Annotated in this window: 17 protein-coding genes; 6 read left to right on the top strand and 11 right to left on the bottom strand. The window is 72.0% G+C overall.

All coding sequences use genetic code 11. The features are described from left to right. Position 1 precedes the first annotated feature (1 nt). The gene (locus Q9S36_RS13180) at positions 2 to 394 is read right to left on the bottom strand and encodes a molybdopterin-binding protein (protein WP_217530963.1); all 393 of its coding nucleotides are present in this window, start codon (positions 392 to 394) and stop codon (positions 2 to 4) included. 124 nt (positions 395 to 518) lie between these two features. Here Q9S36_RS13180 and Q9S36_RS13175 point away from each other — a divergent pair, with 124 nt between their 5' ends. Genes Q9S36_RS13175 through Q9S36_RS13160 form a run of 4 tightly spaced genes read left to right on the top strand, consistent with a single transcriptional unit; the run spans position 519 to position 3,227 of the window. Continuing rightward, a complete protein-coding gene (locus tag Q9S36_RS13175) occupies positions 519 to 1,286 on the top strand; it encodes a HesA/MoeB/ThiF family protein (protein ID WP_311285512.1) in 768 nt (255 codons plus the stop codon). Further along, the gene (glp, locus tag Q9S36_RS13170) at positions 1,283 to 2,515 is read left to right on the top strand and encodes a gephyrin-like molybdotransferase Glp (RefSeq protein WP_311285511.1); all 1,233 of its coding nucleotides are present in this window, start codon (positions 1,283 to 1,285) and stop codon (positions 2,513 to 2,515) included. Before Q9S36_RS13175 ends, glp begins: the two co-directional genes overlap by 4 nt. Further along, positions 2,512 to 2,997: a cyclic pyranopterin monophosphate synthase MoaC gene (gene moaC, locus Q9S36_RS13165; RefSeq protein ID WP_311285510.1), complete on the top strand. Its 486-nt coding sequence runs from the start codon at positions 2,512 to 2,514 to the stop codon at positions 2,995 to 2,997. Before glp ends, moaC begins: the two co-directional genes overlap by 4 nt. Further along, the gene (locus Q9S36_RS13160) at positions 2,994 to 3,227 is read left to right on the top strand and encodes a MoaD/ThiS family protein (protein WP_311285509.1); all 234 of its coding nucleotides are present in this window, start codon (positions 2,994 to 2,996) and stop codon (positions 3,225 to 3,227) included. The genes moaC and Q9S36_RS13160 overlap by 4 nt, the downstream gene beginning before the upstream one ends. 21 nt (positions 3,228 to 3,248) lie before the next feature. On the opposite strand, the gene Q9S36_RS13155 is transcribed toward Q9S36_RS13160, so the two are convergent. From Q9S36_RS13155 to Q9S36_RS13145, 3 genes are read right to left on the bottom strand one after another with little or no spacing between them, the layout of a single operon-like run. Further along, complete coding sequence (locus Q9S36_RS13155) at positions 3,249 to 3,677, bottom strand: molybdenum cofactor biosynthesis protein MoaE (protein WP_311285508.1); 429 nt, start codon at positions 3,675 to 3,677, stop codon at positions 3,249 to 3,251. Further along, positions 3,674 to 4,159 carry a MogA/MoaB family molybdenum cofactor biosynthesis protein gene (locus Q9S36_RS13150; RefSeq protein WP_311285507.1) on the bottom strand — a complete coding sequence of 162 codons (486 nt, stop codon included), beginning with the start codon at positions 4,157 to 4,159 and terminating at the stop codon, positions 3,674 to 3,676. The genes Q9S36_RS13155 and Q9S36_RS13150 overlap by 4 nt, the downstream gene beginning before the upstream one ends. Positions 4,160 to 4,190: 31 nt before the next feature. Further along, entirely contained in the window at positions 4,191 to 5,741 is a 1,551-nt protein-coding gene (locus Q9S36_RS13145; protein ID WP_311285506.1) for a molybdopterin-dependent oxidoreductase, read from the bottom strand. Positions 5,742 to 5,943: 202 nt separating this feature from the next. Here Q9S36_RS13145 and Q9S36_RS13140 point away from each other — a divergent pair, with 202 nt between their 5' ends. Then, a complete protein-coding gene (locus Q9S36_RS13140) occupies positions 5,944 to 6,987 on the top strand; it encodes a GNAT family N-acetyltransferase (RefSeq protein WP_311285505.1) in 1,044 nt (347 codons plus the stop codon). A 24-nt stretch (positions 6,988 to 7,011) separates the two neighbouring features. Here the strand turns inward: Q9S36_RS13140 and Q9S36_RS13135 are convergent, their stop codons facing one another. The 3 genes from Q9S36_RS13135 to Q9S36_RS13125 all read right to left on the bottom strand — a co-directional run bounded on the left by Q9S36_RS13135 (position 7,012) and on the right by Q9S36_RS13125 (position 9,650). Further along, positions 7,012 to 7,845, bottom strand: coding sequence for a MerR family transcriptional regulator (locus Q9S36_RS13135; protein WP_311285504.1), 834 nt, complete (start codon positions 7,843 to 7,845; stop codon positions 7,012 to 7,014). Positions 7,846 to 7,910: 65 nt separating this feature from the next. After that, a complete protein-coding gene (locus Q9S36_RS13130; RefSeq protein ID WP_311285503.1) occupies positions 7,911 to 8,420 on the bottom strand; it encodes a hypothetical protein in 510 nt (169 codons plus the stop codon). A gap of 48 nt (positions 8,421 to 8,468) precedes the next feature. Continuing rightward, the gene (locus Q9S36_RS13125) at positions 8,469 to 9,650 is read right to left on the bottom strand and encodes an FAD/NAD(P)-binding oxidoreductase (protein WP_311285502.1); all 1,182 of its coding nucleotides are present in this window, start codon (positions 9,648 to 9,650) and stop codon (positions 8,469 to 8,471) included. A gap of 425 nt (positions 9,651 to 10,075) precedes the next feature. Between Q9S36_RS13125 and Q9S36_RS13120 the strand changes: the two genes are divergently transcribed. Next, on the top strand, positions 10,076 to 11,482 hold the full coding sequence (locus Q9S36_RS13120) for a DUF222 domain-containing protein (RefSeq protein WP_311285578.1): 1,407 nt from the start codon (positions 10,076 to 10,078) through the stop codon (positions 11,480 to 11,482). 319 nt (positions 11,483 to 11,801) lie between these two features. On the opposite strand, the gene Q9S36_RS13115 is transcribed toward Q9S36_RS13120, so the two are convergent. The 4 genes from Q9S36_RS13115 to Q9S36_RS13100 all read right to left on the bottom strand — a co-directional run bounded on the left by Q9S36_RS13115 (position 11,802) and on the right by Q9S36_RS13100 (position 16,340). Further along, positions 11,802 to 12,161, bottom strand: a complete 360-nt coding sequence (locus tag Q9S36_RS13115; RefSeq protein ID WP_311285577.1) for a DUF6596 domain-containing protein — start codon at positions 12,159 to 12,161, stop codon at positions 11,802 to 11,804. Between the two features lie 170 nt (positions 12,162 to 12,331). Then, positions 12,332 to 13,228: an SDR family oxidoreductase gene (locus tag Q9S36_RS13110; RefSeq protein ID WP_311285501.1), complete on the bottom strand. Its 897-nt coding sequence runs from the start codon at positions 13,226 to 13,228 to the stop codon at positions 12,332 to 12,334. A gap of 37 nt (positions 13,229 to 13,265) precedes the next feature. Next, positions 13,266 to 15,077, bottom strand: coding sequence for a glycoside hydrolase family 15 protein (locus Q9S36_RS13105; protein ID WP_311285500.1), 1,812 nt, complete (start codon positions 15,075 to 15,077; stop codon positions 13,266 to 13,268). Positions 15,078 to 15,152: 75 nt separating this feature from the next. Next, the gene (locus tag Q9S36_RS13100) at positions 15,153 to 16,340 is read right to left on the bottom strand and encodes a glycosyltransferase (protein ID WP_311285499.1); all 1,188 of its coding nucleotides are present in this window, start codon (positions 16,338 to 16,340) and stop codon (positions 15,153 to 15,155) included. Between the last annotated feature and the right edge of the window lie 63 nt (positions 16,341 to 16,403).

The raw sequence follows: 16,403 nt of genomic DNA, 5'->3' as shown, positions 1-16,403 counted from the left end.
GTCAGTCCCCCGCCAGCTCGACGACGACGTTCGTCGCCTTCACCGATGCGCGCGCTGTCGTCCCGACCTCGAGCTGCAGCTCGCGCACCGCCTCGGCCGACAGCAGCGACACCACCCGGTGAGGACCGGCCTGGATGTCGACCTGTGCCATGACCCCGTCGACCTGCACCCGCGTGACGATCCCGACGAAGCTGTTGCGCGCGCTGGAGCGATGCTCGAAGCCGTCACCGGGGTCGTTCGCCATGGTCACCGCGAACGCCGCGAGGGCTTCGCCGGGGATCTCGGCGGGCACGGCATCGGTCACGGGGAGCAGGCCCTGGTCGATCCAGCGCCGCACCGAGTCGTCGCTCACACCCAGCAGACGAGCGGCCCGGGCCACACGGTAGGTCGTCATGGTTCGATCATGCCGCACACGCGGCTGATTGGGGGCCGGCGATGCCGCATCTGCGGACCCGTTGGCCCGTCGGCATCCGATTCCGCGGCGGCCCTGCCATCACCGACACACGTACACTCGGGACATGCGCCCGTTGGTCGATCCCGTGCCCGAGTTGGATCCCGACGAGCGCCGGCGCACCGCGCGCCACACGGTGCTGAAGGGCATCGGCGACGAAGGTCAGCGGCGGCTCGCGAACACCCGCGTCGCCGTCGTCGGCGCGGGCGGCATCGGCTCGCCGGCGATCCTCGCCCTCGCCGCCGCGGGCATCGGCGCGATAACCGTCATCGACGACGACACGGTCGAGCTGCACAACCTGCAGCGCCAGATCGCGCACCGCATCGAGGACATCGGGGTGCACAAAACCGTCAGCACGGTGCGCGCAGTCGCCGCCCTCTCCCCCGTCACCGTCGTCACCCCCGTGACCGCCCGACTCGACGAGACGAACGCGCAGGAGTTCTTCGCGGGCGCCGACATCGTCATCGACACGAGCGACTCGTTCGCCACCCGTCGCGCCGTCGCCGCGGCGACCAAGGCGCTCAGCGTGCCACTCGTCTGGGGCGCCGTCCGCGAATGGCACGCGCAGATCACGGTGTTCTGGTCGCGGCCGATCGAGGGCGACCCCGTCGTTTTGAACGACCTCTTCGCCGTCGGCACCGAGGGCGATCCGCCGACGTGCGCCCAGGTCGGCGTGCTCGGCGCGCTGTGCGTGCAGGTCGGCGGCATCCTCGCCACCGAGGTCGTCAAGCTCGCGATCGGCGTCGGGCAGCCGCTGCTCGGCCGCATGCTCGTGCTCGACGCCCTCTCGAGCCGGCAGCACGAACTGCCGCTGCGGTCGGCGGCGCGCGCATGAGCGGCCTCCGCACGGTCGAGGAACAGCTCGCCCGCGTCCTCGCCGCGGTGCGCCCGATCGCCGGCGAGACGCTCCCCGTCGGTGACGCCGCGGGCCGCACGCTTACGGCACCCGCCGTCGCCGCGCACGACATCCCCCTGTTCGACAACTCCGCGATGGACGGGTTCGCCGTGCGCGCCGCCGACGTCGTCGCGGCGGGGCCGGGGCATCCCGTCTCTCTCCGTGTCGTCGCGGACCTGCCGGCGGGAGTCGCCAGCGATCCCCCGCTCGCTGCGGGCGAGGCGGCGCGCATCATGACCGGGTCGCCGACACCCACCGCCGCCGACGCCGTCGTGCCGTTCGAGAGCACGGCGGGTGGACTCGCCGACTCGCTCGGAACCGTCGAGGTGCTCGAGGCGCCGACGCCGGGCGCGTTCATCCGCCGCCGCGGCGCCGACCTGCGCGCGGGCGACGTGGTCGTCGACGCAGGCGAGCGTTTGGGACCGTTCCAGGTGGCCGCGGCCGTCGCGGCGGGAATCGACGAGGTCACCGTCGCCCGGGCACCTCGCGTCGCCGTCGTCTCGACCGGCAGCGAGCTGCTCGCCCCCGGTGAGCCCGTGCGGCGTGGCCTCATCCCCGACTCGAACGGACCGCTCCTCGCACAGCTCGTCGTCGACGCGGATGCCGAGCTCGTGCTCACCGCGCGCGTGTCGGACGACGGTGCGGCGGTCGCGCAGGTGACGGCCGACGCCCGCGCGGCCGGGGCCGACGTCATCGTCTTCACCGGCGGCGTGAGCGCCGGGGCCTACGAGCCGGTCCGCGCCGCCTTCGACGGCCACGGGGAGGTCGAGTTCACCCGGGTGTCGATGCAGCCGGGCAAGCCGCAGGCGTTCGGCACAGTGGGTGACGGATGCCTCGTGTTCGGCCTTCCCGGCAACCCGGTCAGCGTCGCCGTGTCGTTCGAGGTGTTCGTGCGTCCCGCCCTCCTCGCGCTGCAGGGGCGCTCGGTCATCCAGCGCCCGCGGATCACTCTCACCGCCGCGGAGTCGTGGACGACACCGCCCGGTCGGCGCCAGTACCTGCCCGCGGTCGTCGACCTCGCCGCCCGCACGGTGCGCCCCGCGACGGCGGGCGGCTCGGGCTCGCACCTGGCCGGCGGGCTCGCCCGGGCATCCGCTTTCGCGATCGTCCCCGCCGAGGTCGCGAGCGTCGCCGCGGGTGACGAGGTAGATGTCATGCTGGTCGGATGACGTTCCCCCACCTCGACTCCGCCGGCCGCGCGCACATGGTCGACGTCACCGCGAAGAGCCCGACGGTCCGCACCGCGACCGCGCGCGGGTTCGTGCGCTGCAGCGCCGAGGTCGTCGCCGCCCTCCGCGACGGCACCGCGCCGAAGGGCGACGTGCTCGCCGTGGCCCGGATCGCCGGCATCCAGGCGGCGAAGTCCACCGCCACGCTGCTGCCCCTGGCGCACGTCATCGGGGTGCACCGGGCGTCGGTCGAGCTCGAGATCACCGACGAGGGCGTCGAGATCGAGGCCACCGTGGGTACCGCCGACCGCACCGGCGTCGAGATGGAGGCCATCACCTCGGTGTCGGTCGCCGCGCTCGCCGTCGTCGACATGATCAAGGGACTCGACCGCGCGGTCGTCATCGAGAACGTCCGCATCGTCGCGAAGTCCGGCGGCCGCTCGGGCGACTGGGTGCGCCCCGGCGAGGAGGAGCGGGCATGACCCTCGTGCGCTACTTCGCGGCAGCCGCCGAGGCCGCCGGGACCGAGAGCGAGGAGCGGACCGAGGCGACCCTCGACGAACTCCGCACCGCCGTGCTCGACGAGCACCCGAAGCTGTGGTTCGTGCTGCCCGACTGCGCCGTGCTGGTCGACGGCGTGCGGACCGACGGCGACGCCCCGCTCGCCGACGCACGCCTCATCGACGTGCTGCCGCCGTTCGCCGGCGGATAAGGGCGGGCGGGTGAGCGCGGGTCAGCCGCCGATGCCCTTCCAGGCGGTCGTACCGTCTTCCTCGACCTGACGCTTCCACACCGGCAGGTCGGTCTTGATCGTCTCGATGATGGCGCGGCAGACCTCGAACGCCTCGGCGCGGTGCGCCGACGCGACCGCGATGACCACTGCCGCGTCGCCGACGGCGAGGCTGCCGACGCGGTGACTGACGGCGACGACGGCGTCCGCGGCATCCCCCGCCTCGGCGGCGATGCGGTGCAGCGTCGTCTCGGCGTCGGGGTGGGCGCTGTACTCGAGCCCGACGACCGTGGTCGCGGCATCCGGGTCGTTGTCGCGCACCCGCCCGATGAACGTCGTCACCGCGCCGTACCGAGGGTCCTCGACGGCGCGCAGGTGCGCCTCGATGTCGAGCGCGGCCTCTTCGAGCCGCGCGATCCGCACCGTGTTCACGAGTGGTCCCCGCCCTTCGCTTGATCGACCACGTGCCGGGCGACCGACACGATCACCGGGATGCCGGAGGTCACCGCTCGGGTCGAGCCCGGCAGGTTGACGATCAGCGCCCCCTCGGGCTCGACGACGCCCGCGACGCCGCGGGAGAGCAGCGACATCGGGGTGTCGGCGAGGCCGACGCGGCGGAGCTCCTCCGCGACGCCCGGGATGACCCGCGTCACCACGCGCTCCGTGCCCTCGGGAGTGCGGTCGCGCGGACCCACTCCGGTGCCGCCGGTCGTGACGATGAGCCGGGCCGGGGTCGCGAGCGCACGGCGGAGCGCCTGCTCCACGGCATCCGCTCCGTCGGGGACGATCTCGCCGCCGACGCACGGAATGCCGGCCTCGCCGAGAAGCGCGACCGCGAGCGGCCCGCCGCGGTCCTCGCGTTCGCCGGATGCCGAGCGGTCGGACACCGTGATGACGTAGGCGCGCAGAGTCACGTGCTCACCCTAGGCGGTCGCCCGCGCACGATCACGAGACCGTGATGAGCGAGCGCTGCCAGCCGGTCGATCCGTCGGGCGCGATCGGTACACGCTCCTCGATCTGGGTCTCGCCGTTCTTGTTGATCGCACGCACCGCGACGTAGTGGGGGCCGGGCGTGGCGTCCCACTCGAGCACCCACTGCACCCAGGTGTCCTCGTTGATGGGGGTCGAGAGCTTCGCCGGCTGCCAGTCGCCGTCGTCGATGCTGACTTCGACGCCCTCGATGCCCACCGTCTGCGCCCACGCGACGCCCGCGAGGGGCACCTTTCCGGCCGCGACGGGCGTGCCGCTCTTCGGGGTGTCGAGCCGAGACGAGAACTTGATGGGCGCCTCGGCGGAGTATCCGCGCGGGGTCCAGTACGCCTCGTCCGCGGCGAAGGTCGTGATCTTCAGTTCGGTGACCCACTTCGTGGCCGAGACGTACCCGTACAGACCGGGGATCACCATGCGGACGGGGAAGCCGTGCTCGGGCGGCAGCGGCTCGCCGTTCATCGCCACGGCGAGGATCGCGTCGATGTTCTCATCGGTCCCGGCCGACAGCGGGGTGCTGGCCGTGTAGCCGTCGACGCTGCGGGAGAGGATCATGTCGGCATCCGCCTTCGGCCCCGCCATCTTGAGCACCTCGCGCAGCGGCACACCCTGCCAGATGGCGTTGCCGACGAGCCCGCCGCCGACCTCGTTCGAGACGCACGTGAGCGTGATCGCGTACTCGTCGAGGCCCATGTCGAGCAGGTCCTGGAAGCTGAGCTCGACGCGCCGGTCGACTATGCCGTCGATGACGAGCCGCCACGTCGAGGGGTCGACCGTCGGCACGGTGAGCGCCGTGTCGACACGGTAGAAGTCGGCGTTCGGGGTGATGAGCGGGCTGATGCCCTTGACGTCGAGCTCGGCACCCGCGGGGATCGTCACGGTGCTTCTCGGGGCGGGCAGCTTGAGCGCTCGACGGATCGCGTCGGCCGAAGTGGTGGCGGCGCTCACCGCGCGGGCCGTGACGCCCACGACGACAGCGGATGCCCCGGCGATGACGGTCGTCAGCAGGAACCGCCGGCGATCGAGGCCCTGTGCCTCACCGGTGTGGGTGTCGTCGCGCCAGCCGCGCAGCCACCGTCCGAGCAGGAACAGGACCGCGGCGGAGCCGAGCGTGCCGAGCGTGGGCGGGAGGAACGCCAGCGGCGTGGCGTCGGCGCGGGTGACGATCGCCGCACCCGACAGGATCCCCGCGACGAAGAGCGCGATCACGCCGACGGGCGGTCGCACGTACTCGAGGATGCCGGCGATCGCCGACGCGATCGCGACCGCGAGGCCGAGCCCGGCGAGGAGCGCGATCTTGTCGTACTCGCCGAACGTCGTGATCGCGAACTCCTTGAGCGGCCGCGGCACGATGTCGACGACGAACGATCCCACGGCGAGGATCGGGCTGGCCGTGCTCGAGAACAGGAGGGCTGCGAGTTCCGCGATGGCGAGGAACACCGCGCCCGCGACGATCCCCGAGAGGGCGGCCCACAGAGTGAACCGCGTACCGCTGGTGTGAGTGCTCATGTCATCCCTTCAACAGGTGTTCGGAGCGAACACGCGATCGGATGAACCGAGGAGCGGCACGCGAGGCGAGCTGATGCGTCTCACTCTGGCTGGTCGTGTGAGCGAAAGCTCGCTCTTGCGGAGGCGGGGCGGATGCCGCAGGGGCTCGCGCACGCCGGCGGGACGCGTCGGGGCGTGGGCCGCGTCGAGTAGTGTCGGCCCGGTGACCCCCGCGCACCTCGCCGATCGTCTCGAGAAGACACCCGGGCCCCAGCTCCCCTCGCACCCGGCGATCGCCGTGTGGCGCGCAGCGGCATCCGCCGACATCGACGCGATCCACGCGGTCGTCAGCGCGGCCGACGCGGTCGACCACCCCACGTGGACGACTCCGCGGCAGGACGTCGCCGAGGCGTTCGAGTCGACGCACATCGACCCCGCGCGGGACACCCTGGTCGCCGTCACCGCCGACGGCGAGATCGTCGCGACCGGCGTCAGCGCACTGCACCCGTCGCGGGCCGGAGGGATGCTGTCGGTCGACCTGAGCGGCGCGGTCCACCCGCAGTGGCGGCGCCGCGGCATCGGAACCGCACTGCTGCGCTGGCTCGACGCGCGGGCGCAGCAGCAGGTCGCGCGGGCGGCGCAGTCGCTCGAGGGCGGCGGGTCGGAGGGTCGGCTCAAGGCGTACGTCGAAGAGCCCAACACCGACCACGCCACGATCCTCGCGGCGCGGGGGTATACGGCCGAGCGCTGGTTCTCGACGATGGAGCGCGACCTCGCCCAGCCCGTCGCCGGCCTCCCGGTGCCGGAGGGCATCTCTCTCGTGCCGTACGACCGGGCACGGGATGCCGACGCGCTCGCCGCGCGCAACGACGCCTTCCGAGACCATTGGGGAAGCTTGCCGTCGAACGAGGAGCGCTGGCAGCAGTTCGTCGGCGGCGACTACTTCCGCCCCGACCTGTCCCGCATGGCCGTCACCGATGACGGGCAGATCGTCGCGTTCTGCCTCGCCTCGGTTAACGAGGAGGACTTCGCGGCGCTCGGGGCATCCCACGCCTACATCGACCTGATCGGCGTCGTCCGCTCGCACCGAAAGCAGGGGCTCGCACCGCTCGTCATCGCGGCCGCCCTCGAGGCGATCACGGCCGAAGGGTTGGAGCGTGCCGTGCTCGATGTCGACACCGACTCCCCCACCGGAGCCAACCGGCTTTACGAGGGGGTCGGGTTCGTCGCGACGCACCGGGTCGTCGCGATGGTGCGGCGGCTCTGAGGGCCATCGAGCTCTTGGCGGCGGTCAGCGGCCTCCGTCCGCGAACGGCCAGGCGACGGTCAGCCGCAGGGGCTCGTCGTCGCGGGGTGAGTTGTGCCAGATCTCCCGGGGCGGGCCGACCGGCGTGCCCCCGGCATCCGTGATCCATGCGTGCACCTCGTCGTAGAGCGCGAGGATCTCGGGGAAGTCGGTCTCGCGACCCTCGGCGTGGCGGAGCGCGAGCCGGCCGCCCGTCATCCGATAGCTGCGGACGCCGTCGGTCTCGTCGGTGAGGCCGTCGACGGGCAGCACGATCTCGAGCGGGCCGTCGGAGTCGTCGGTGACGGGGGCGTGGAAGACCCCGAACGGGTCGCCCGTCGGAGTGAGCCCGGCGCGTGCGGCGACCTGCCGGAGGCGGGTCGTCTCGGTGTGGATGATCTCGTCCATCTCGTGCGGCGCCATCCGGCGCATGACGCTGAGCACGGGCAGGTCGGCCTCGATCGTGGTCTCGACAGCGGACATGGGGGTCTCCTTCGTGAGATGGAGCCGAGCTCGGGCGAGCACGACGTCGTTTGCCTGCACGCGGCGGTGCATCGAGGCGACCGCGGCGTCGAGCAGGGCGACCGCGCCCGCGGGGTCGGCCTCGGCGCGGTCGAGGATCGCGGCGATCTGCTCGAGCGACAGGTCGGCCGAGCGCAGCAGCGCGATCAGCCATCCGGTCGGCACCTGATCGGCCGAGTAGTAGCGGTAGCCGCTCGCCTCGTCGACCCGACGCGGCGCCAGCAGTCCCCGGTCGGCGTAGATGCGCAATGCCTTCGCCGACAGCAGGGTCTCCGCCGCGAACCGGCCGGCGGTCATCCACTCCTCGTGTTCTGTCACGTGCTCAGCCTCGGCCATGCCCCTGGGGCGAGGTCAAGCACCGATAGCGTGAGGCCTGGGACCCCCTACTCCTCGTCGGCGGGCGCGGAGCAGTCGGAGGCGACGACGAAACGGGCCGTGCTGGTCGCTTCGATCAGCCGTCCGTCGAGCCAGTACCGTGCGGTGTACCCCGCTGACCGGTGCACCTCGCCGCCACCGACGGGCGCCACGGCGAACAGCGCCGTGACGTCGGTTCCCGGATCGACCACCGTGCCGCGGACGTCGATGCGTCGGTTCCAGACCTCCGGGTCCGGCGGGTAGGCATGGCTGCCCAGACTCGTCGTGCCCTCGATCGGAACCAGGTAGCTCTCGCGGAGTTCGAGACCTTCGGGGTCGATCAGGTCGATCGAGTCCATGAGGACGGCAGCCCCGTTCGACGTCCGCACCACATCGCCGAAGGTGACCATCGCCGCGTCCGACTGGACACAGACTTCGTACCCGCCGCCGAGCGTCACAGGCGCCTCGCCCGCGCAGGCGGAGAGGCCGCCCGCGACAAGAACACACGTGAGTGCGGCGATCGGGATTCGACGGGCCATGCGCTCACCCTGGCACAGCGGCGGTCGACGCGCACCCAGGCGCTGATGTCAGCCGATGCGGGTGCGGAGGGCCTCGGCATCCGTCTCACCGTCGACGAGCACCGCGCGCGCGAGGTCGCGCGCGTCCTCGACGTTCCAGAGCAGCACGCCGACGGGAGCTCCGGATTCGTCGCGGTAGTAGACGACCGTGCGCTCCTCGTCGAGGTCGACGACGAGCGGGTCCTTCTCGGGATCGAGCGTGCCGACCGCCTCCCATCGGACGCCGAAGACGGCGGAGTAGAAGTACGGCGTGTGCGTGTACGGCAGGCGCTCCCCCGCCATGGAGCGGCCGACCGCGGAACCCATCTCGTTCGCGTTGTCGACGTGTTCGACGCGCGTGCGCCCGAGGATCGGGTCGGGGTACGACGCGATGTCGCCCGCAGCCCAGATCGCGTCGTCGCTCGTGACGAGGTGCTCGTCGACGACGACGCCCTCATCGACGATGAGGCCTGCCTGCTCGGCGAGGTCGGTCACGGGGTCGACGCCGAGGCCGAGCACGACGATGTCCGCCGGTCGTTCGTCGCCGCCCTCGAGCACGACGTGCAGGCGGTTGCCCTCCGTCCGGACCTCTTCGACGCGCGCGTTCGGGCGGAGCTCGACCCCTCCGTCACGGAACAGCTGCTCGTAACGCCGGGCGAGCTCGGGCGGGAACGTGCCGTCGCCGAGGACCTCGGACGGGAACACCAGCTCGGTCTCGACGCCGTTCTGCACGAGCGCGGCCGCGATCTCCGCGCCGATGTAGCCGCCGCCGACCACAACGGCGCGACCGCCCTGCGCCGCGAGTTCGCGCAACCGTCGATAGTCGTCCGCCGAGCGGAAGAACAGCACGCGGTCGTCCTCCGGCGCCGGGATCTCGCGGGGCTTCGAGCCGGTCGCGAGCAGCAGGCGGCGGTAGCCCAGCTCGTGCCCCTCACCGATCGAGACCGTCTTCGCTTCCCGATCGATGGACGTGACGAGCGTCTCGAGCCGCAGCTCGGCGCCGGTCGCCTCCTCGGTGCCGAGCGCAACCTGGTCCCACGTGAAGTCCGGGTCGGTCCAGAGCTTCTTCGACAGGGCCGGCCGCGTGTACGGCGGATCGATGTCCGCGCTGAGGATCCCGATCGTCCCGTCCGGATCCAGTTCCCGGATGCCGCGCGCCGCCGCATCCGCCACCATTCCGCCGCCGACGATCAGATAGTCGTAGGTCCTCATCGCTTCGCTCCGCTCCGTTCGTTTGGGGCAACGGTAGGTGGGAGCGGTGGGATCGGCGGCGGGGTTGCGTGTGTGCGCGGGGGCGGTTAGGTGAGGGGCGTGGGCGGTGCGCGCGGGGGCGGCGGGGGCGAGGTGCGCGGCGGGGCGGCAGGCGCGGGGGCGCGGTGCGCGGCGGGCGGTTAGGTCGCGCGGATTCGGAGATGTGCGTCGGATTCGGATCGCGTGGGGTGGTGCATCCGAATCCGGCGACTCCCTCCGATTCCGGCGCCTTTACCTTGAGTCGCGCTTGCCGTCGGGGGCGGACCGAGTCGCTTCTCCCGCTCTCGCGAAGAATGAGAGGACTCTCATTTTCGGGAGGTGCATACCGTGTGTTTTGGGCCGGTTTTGCCGGGGTGGATGTCGGTGGCCAGTGGCAGAGTGCAGGTATGACGGATGCGGCGGAAACCCCCGGTGGCGAGGACTATCTCGCGACCCTGGCGGGCGTCGTTGCGGACGTCGATTCCGCAGCTCGACGGATCGCTGCGGCGCAGATCGAGGAACTGCGCGCACTGGCCGCAGCAGGGCGGTTGGCCGAAGCGCAGACCGCGCAGCGCAACGCGCGGGTCCAGGTGCACGACATGGCGTTGCGGTCGATCGCGGCCGAGGTCGGCGGAGTCATGCGCGTGACCGACCGGACCGTCCAACGGCGCATCGGTGAAGCACGAACCCTCGTCGAAGGGTTTCCCGCGACGGTCGAGGCATGGGAGCAAGGCCGCATCGTTCGGGGCCACGCGATCGCGATCGTCGAGACCGGGACGAGCCTCCCGCCGGAGATGTGGGCCGAGTTCGAGCAGGTCGCGATCGGCCGGTGCGAACGCGATACCCCGAACCGGGTGCGAGGCGAGCTCGAGATCCTCGCCCACCGGATGCACCCGCGCTCGTTCGCGGAACGGCACGAGGAAGCCGCCGCGACGCGATGCGTCCGGATCGTGCCGGGGCGAGACGGGATGTCCGACGTCGTCGCAACCGTCCCGACGGTGATCGCCGAGGGTATCCACGACCGGCTCACGCAGCAAGCGCGAGCAGTCATCGACACCCGCGACGAACGTGCCGCTGCGCGCGGCTGTGCGGGTGTCGCGTTCGGGGAAGCCGCCAGCGACGGCGACACTGACGGCGATCGCGACGACGACGCCGCCGCGATCATCGCCACCGACCAGCGCTCCATCGACCAGGTCCGCGCGGACGTGCTCGCCGACCTGCTCCTCGCCGGAACACCCGCCCTCGACGACACCCGAGACACCACCGCGGGACCCCTCGGCGCGATCCGCGCACGCGTACAAGTGCTCATCCCCGCCGCGACGCTCACGGGCGAGGACGACGGACCGAGCGACCTCGCGGGCCGCTCCGCCATCGATCCCGCGACCGCCCGCACCCTCGCCGGCGGTGCGCAGATCTGGGAGCGCCTGTTCCACGACCCGACCACCGGGGTCACGGTCGCGACCGACTCGTACCGCGTCCCGTCCGGGATGCGCCGGTTTCTGCAAGCCCGGGACCAGCACTGCCGGTTCCCCGGATGCCGCGTCGCGGCGATCCGCTGCGAAGTGGATCACACCCGCGACTATGCGCTCGGCGGACGAACCGAACTCACCAACCTCGCGCACCTGTGCCAGCGGCACCATTCGATGAAACAGTTCACCGCCTGGAGGGTGCGACAACTGAAGGGTGGTGTCCTGGAATGGACTTCACCCCTCGGCAGGATCTACAGAGAAGACGCACCGACCCCGGCCGTCGCCTTCACCCCTGCCGCACCACCATCACCACCACCCGCACCAGCGGAACCCGCACCTTTCTGATGTGACTATCGGGCGCGCCAAGACACCGTGCGCGTGCGAGCGTCAGGCGAGTGCCACGCCCCCGACCGGGCCGACCTACTCCGCGCCGAGCCACGCCGCCTTCTCGCGCAGCACCGCCTGCTGCACCGTGTTCGCCGTGAGTTCCGCTGCCGCCAGCAACTCGGCCCGCGCCTCCGACACCCGCCCCAACTGCGCCAGCAACTCCCCCGCACGCTCGGAACGACATGCGACCCGCGCAGCGCCCCGGCGCGCTCCACCTCATCGACGATCGGCAGCGCCTCCGCCGGACCCACCGCCATCGACACCGCCGCGGCCCAGTTCAGCTCCACCACCGGACTCGGCGCGACCCGACCGAGGATCTCGTACAGCAGCACGATCCGGCCCCAATCGGTCTCCGCCACACTCGGCGCCACCGCATGGCACTGCGCGGTCCCCGCCTGCAGCGCGTACGGGCCCCGCCCGAGCCCGCGCGCCGCAGCCACGGCATCCGCCGCCGCCGCAACTCGTCCACCGCCCTCGCGATCAGCACCGCACCACCCGACGCGGTCTCGCGCGCCGCGAACCGCGACCGCTGGAACTCCATCAGCGCCAGCAACGCCAGCGCCTCGGGCTCCCGCGGCAGCAGCCCCGACACCACGCGTGCCAGCCGGATCGCCTCATCCGCCAGATCCGGACGCACCCACCGGTCACCCGCCGTCGCCGCGTACCCCTCCGTGAACACGAGGTAGAACGGCACCCCCGCCGCCCCGGAAGCGGGCCGCGACGGCGGAGAAGGAGCTCGTCGACGCCTGACGCGGCATGACAAAGGCCCCGCGCGCTCGATGCGGCGGGGCCTTCGTCATGCGATCGTCAGGGCGTCGGCATCCCGCCGTTGACGTTGAGGGTCTCGCCGAGCACGTAGCTCGACTCCGGCGACGCCAGGAACACGTACGCCGGGGCGAGCTCGGCGGGCTGTCCCATGCGTCCGAGCGGGGTGTCCTCGCCGAACTGCTCGAGCTTCTCGGGCGGCTGGCCGTCCGTGACCTGCAGCGGCGTCCAGATCGGTCCCGGAGCGACCGCGTTGACGCGGATGCCCTTGGGCGCGAGCTGCTGGGCGAGCGCCTTCGTGAACGCGTTGATCGTCGCCTTCGTCGAGGCGTAGTCGACGAGCGTCTCGGACGGCGAGTACGCCTGGATCGACGTCGTGTTGATGATCGTCGATCCCGCGGGGAGGTGGGGCACCGCTGCCTTCGTGATCCAGAACATCGCGTCGACGTTCGTCGTGAACGTGTGGTCGAACTGCTCGTCGGGAAGCTCCGTGATGTCCTCGCTGTAGATCTGCTTGCCGCCGTTGTTGACGAGGATGTCGAGACCGCCGAGGCCCTCGACCGTCTGCGCGACGAGGCCGACGCAGTACTCCTTGTCCTTGAGGTCGCCCGGCAGGGTCAGGACGGTGGCCCCGGCCTCGCGGAGGATGCCGGCGATCCGCTGCGCGTCCTCCTCCTCTTCGGGCAGGTACGACAGAGCGACGTCGGCGCCCTCGCGCGCGAACGCGATCGCCGTCGCCGCGCCGATGCCCGAGTCGCCGCCGGTGATGAGGGCCTTGCGCCCCGTCAGCCGACCGGTGCCGCGGTAGGTGTCCTCGCCGAGGTCGGCCTTCGGGGCGAGGTCGGCGTCGAGGCCGGGCTCCTCCTGGTGGCCCTTGCGGGGTTCGATCTCGGAGTAGAGCTCCACCGGGTTCGTGAACGTGTACTGGTCGCGTGCCATCGTGCTCTCCTTCTTCTTGGTGGTGGTCAGGGGGTCGTCAGCGGCCGTCGGCGTCGTCGCCGACCAGCTCGCGGATCGTCAGGGCTGCGCGGATGAGCGCCAGGTGGCTGAGCGCCTGCGGCAGGTTGCCGAGGAACGCGCCGTCGTCGGGGTCGATCATCTCGGCGAACATGCCGACGTCGTTGCCCGAGGCGACGAGCTCGTTCATCGCGGCGATGCCTTCGTCGTGACGGCCGACGCACACGAGCGCGGCGGCGCGCCAGAAGCCGCACGCGACGAAGGTCGCCTCCTCCTCGCGCATGCCCGTGTAGCGGAAGAGGTGCGGCCCCTCGCCGAGCTCTCCCGAGAGCGCGTCGATCGTGCGCGACATCCGCTCACCGCGGTCGAAGCCGCTCAGCGAATGCAGCAGGACGGAGGCGTCGAGGTCGCGGCTGCCCTGGGCCATGACGTACGCGCCGCGGGACTCCGACCAGCCGTGCTCGTCGACCCAGTCGCGCACGAGCTCCGCCTCGGCCGCCCACCGCTCGCTGCTGCCCGGGATCTGCTCGAGCTCGGCGAGCCGCACTGCGTCGTTGAGCGCCTGCCAGCACCCCATCTTCGACGAGACGTAGTGCCGCTCCTCGGGCAGCTCCCACATGCCCGAGTCGGGGTTCCGCCACGAATCGCACACCTTGTCGGCGTACATCGACAGCATGCGTCCGGTCTCGACGTCGAGGGCGTTCCCCGCCTCGACGTAGGCCCGGCAGATCGCGAACAGGTCGCCGTAGACGCCCAGCTGCACCTGCTCGCGGGCGGGGTTTCCGGTCACAACCGGGCCGATCCCGCGCCACCCGGGCACGTCGTACTCGGTGACGTGGCCGTCGAGCTCGCCGTCGAGGGTGTACATGACGTGCAGCTCCGGCCCGTGCCGGCGGATCGTCCGCAGCAGCCACGAGATGGCGGCGTGCGTCTCTTCGCGCAGTCCGAACCCGACGAGGGCGTCGAGCGTGTACGCGAGGTCGCGCACCCAGGCGAGGCGGTAATCCCAGTTCTTGCCCCCGGCGAGGTTCTCGGGGAGCGACGTCGTCGCGGCGGCCGCGATCGCACCGGTCGGACTGTGGATGAGGAGCTTGAGCATGAGGGCGCTCCGCTGCACGTCGGTCGCCCACGGACCGTCGTACGAGAACTCGCGCGACCAGGCGCGCCAGGCCTCGATGGTGCGGTCGATGCCGCGGTCGACGTTGTCGGGGTCCGGGAAGTGGATCGGCTCGTCGTGCGTGCCGACGACGATGAGCAGGTGCCGGCTGCCCTTCGTGGCCGTGAAGCCGCCGGCGAGTCCCGTCGCGATGCCGTCGGCGGATGCCGCGGGTTCCGGCCCGTGGTCGCGCCCCGTCACGCCGATCGTCGTGAGTCCCGAGCGCAGGATGCTGCGGCCGTTCGCCCGGTCGTGCCAGGGTGCGGCGGTCTTCAGCGACGTGCCCGGCTGCACCCGCCAGCGGAACGCCACCTCGCCCTCCACCCCGTCGACGCGGCGGGCGAGCTCCGCCCACGGCAGGCGCCCCGCCACACCCGTCACGAGCGCGTCGGTCACGGTCGCCGTCCCCGACGCGGTACGGAAGGTCGTCACGAGGACGTTGGTCCGCGGCAGGTAGCGGCGGCGGACGTCGTACTCCTCCACCGGTTCGAGCTCGATGCACCCGCCGGCGTCGTCGTCGAGCAGTCGCCCGAAGATCGGCAGGTCGTCGATGCCGGGCAGCGGCATCCAATCGATCTGACCGCGCAGCCCGATGAGCGCGACCGTGCGGCCGTCACCGATCGGCGCGTAGCTGCGCAGATCCTGACCGGGAGCGGCGTCGTCGTGAGGGGGCATGACCCGAGTCTTCCCGGGGCGCCGACCGAGCGGATGCCGGTTGACACCCCGCCGACGATGTGTGACGGCGTCGGGTCAGGCAGCCGCCTCGCGACGTTCGGCCAGTCCGTCGATGACCCCGCGGTAGGCGTCCAGCATGCGATCCGCGCCCACTCGAGGGCGGGCGGCGAGGGCCGCGGCGCGGTAGTCCGGCCGGCGGGCGATGACCTTCGCCCAGGCGGCGGCGATCGCGTCGGGGTCGTGCGGCGTGACGAGTCCGATGCCCGCGACGACCTGCGCGGCGTCGCCGACCGCCGTCGTCACCGGGGTCGCCCCGCTCGCCGCTCCCTCGATGAGGCAGAGCGGCGACGCCTCGCCGAACGCGCTCGTGAGGGCCACGATGTCGGCCCCGCGGTACAGGCGCGGCATGTCGTCGCGGATGCCGAGACGATGGATCCGCTCGACGGGAGCACCCGCCTCGGCGATCGCAGCGGTGAGCGCGGGGTCGTCGACCGTCATGCCGGCGCCGCACAGGACGTACTGCGTGCGGGTGTCGCGCGCCGCGTGCGCGGCGACCGCCCGCAGGAACAGCCCGGGGTCCTTCATCGCGTCGAAACGCGCCGCGAACAGGACGACCGGCGCGGTCGGGGCGATCCCGAGGTGGGCGCGCAGCGGCATCCGCTCGTACGGCTTGGGACGGTACCGCGTCAGATCGATCCCGTTCGGGATCACGACGCGCTCGACGGACGGCGGCGTGTAGCGCGCGTAGGCGTCGCTCGTGGATTCCGCGCACGAGATGGTCGTGGTGAGCCGACCGGATGCCGCCAGCTCCCCCATCCAGCGCGCCGCGGCGCCCGAGTGCGTCGGGTCCGACCGGTGCAGGCACGCGGCGATCGGCACGTCGGGAAGGAGGCCGCGGGCTTCGAGGGCGAGGAGGAGGCCGAGCGGCTGCTCCTTGAGGGTGAGGATCACGTCGGCGCGCCGGACGGCCGCGGCGGCGACCTCGAGCTCCGCATCGGTGAAGCTCTCGGGTTCGGGCGGCAGGGCGCCGGCCTCGCGCCCCAGGTCGGTGACGTCGACACCGGCGTCGCGCAGCCACCGGTACCGCGGGTCGTCGGCGATGTGCTGCACGGCGCCCTCGCGCCGGGCGCGCGACGCGATCGACAGCACGGCATGCTCGTGCGAACCGTCCTGGTGGAGCGACGTCACGACGTTCGTGTGGAGCACGCGGGCGCCACCCGAGAAGAGGCCTTCGTACAGCGAGAGCACGCGGTGACCGGTCATCCCCCCATGCTGAGGCGGGGCCGCGCCGGCGCGATGAACCGCAGATGACCATCGCGTGAAGAT

The sequence above is a fragment of the Microbacterium sp. ARD31 genome, from assembly GCF_031844425.1.
This window is presented reverse-complemented; position numbering and strand designations above follow the sequence as displayed.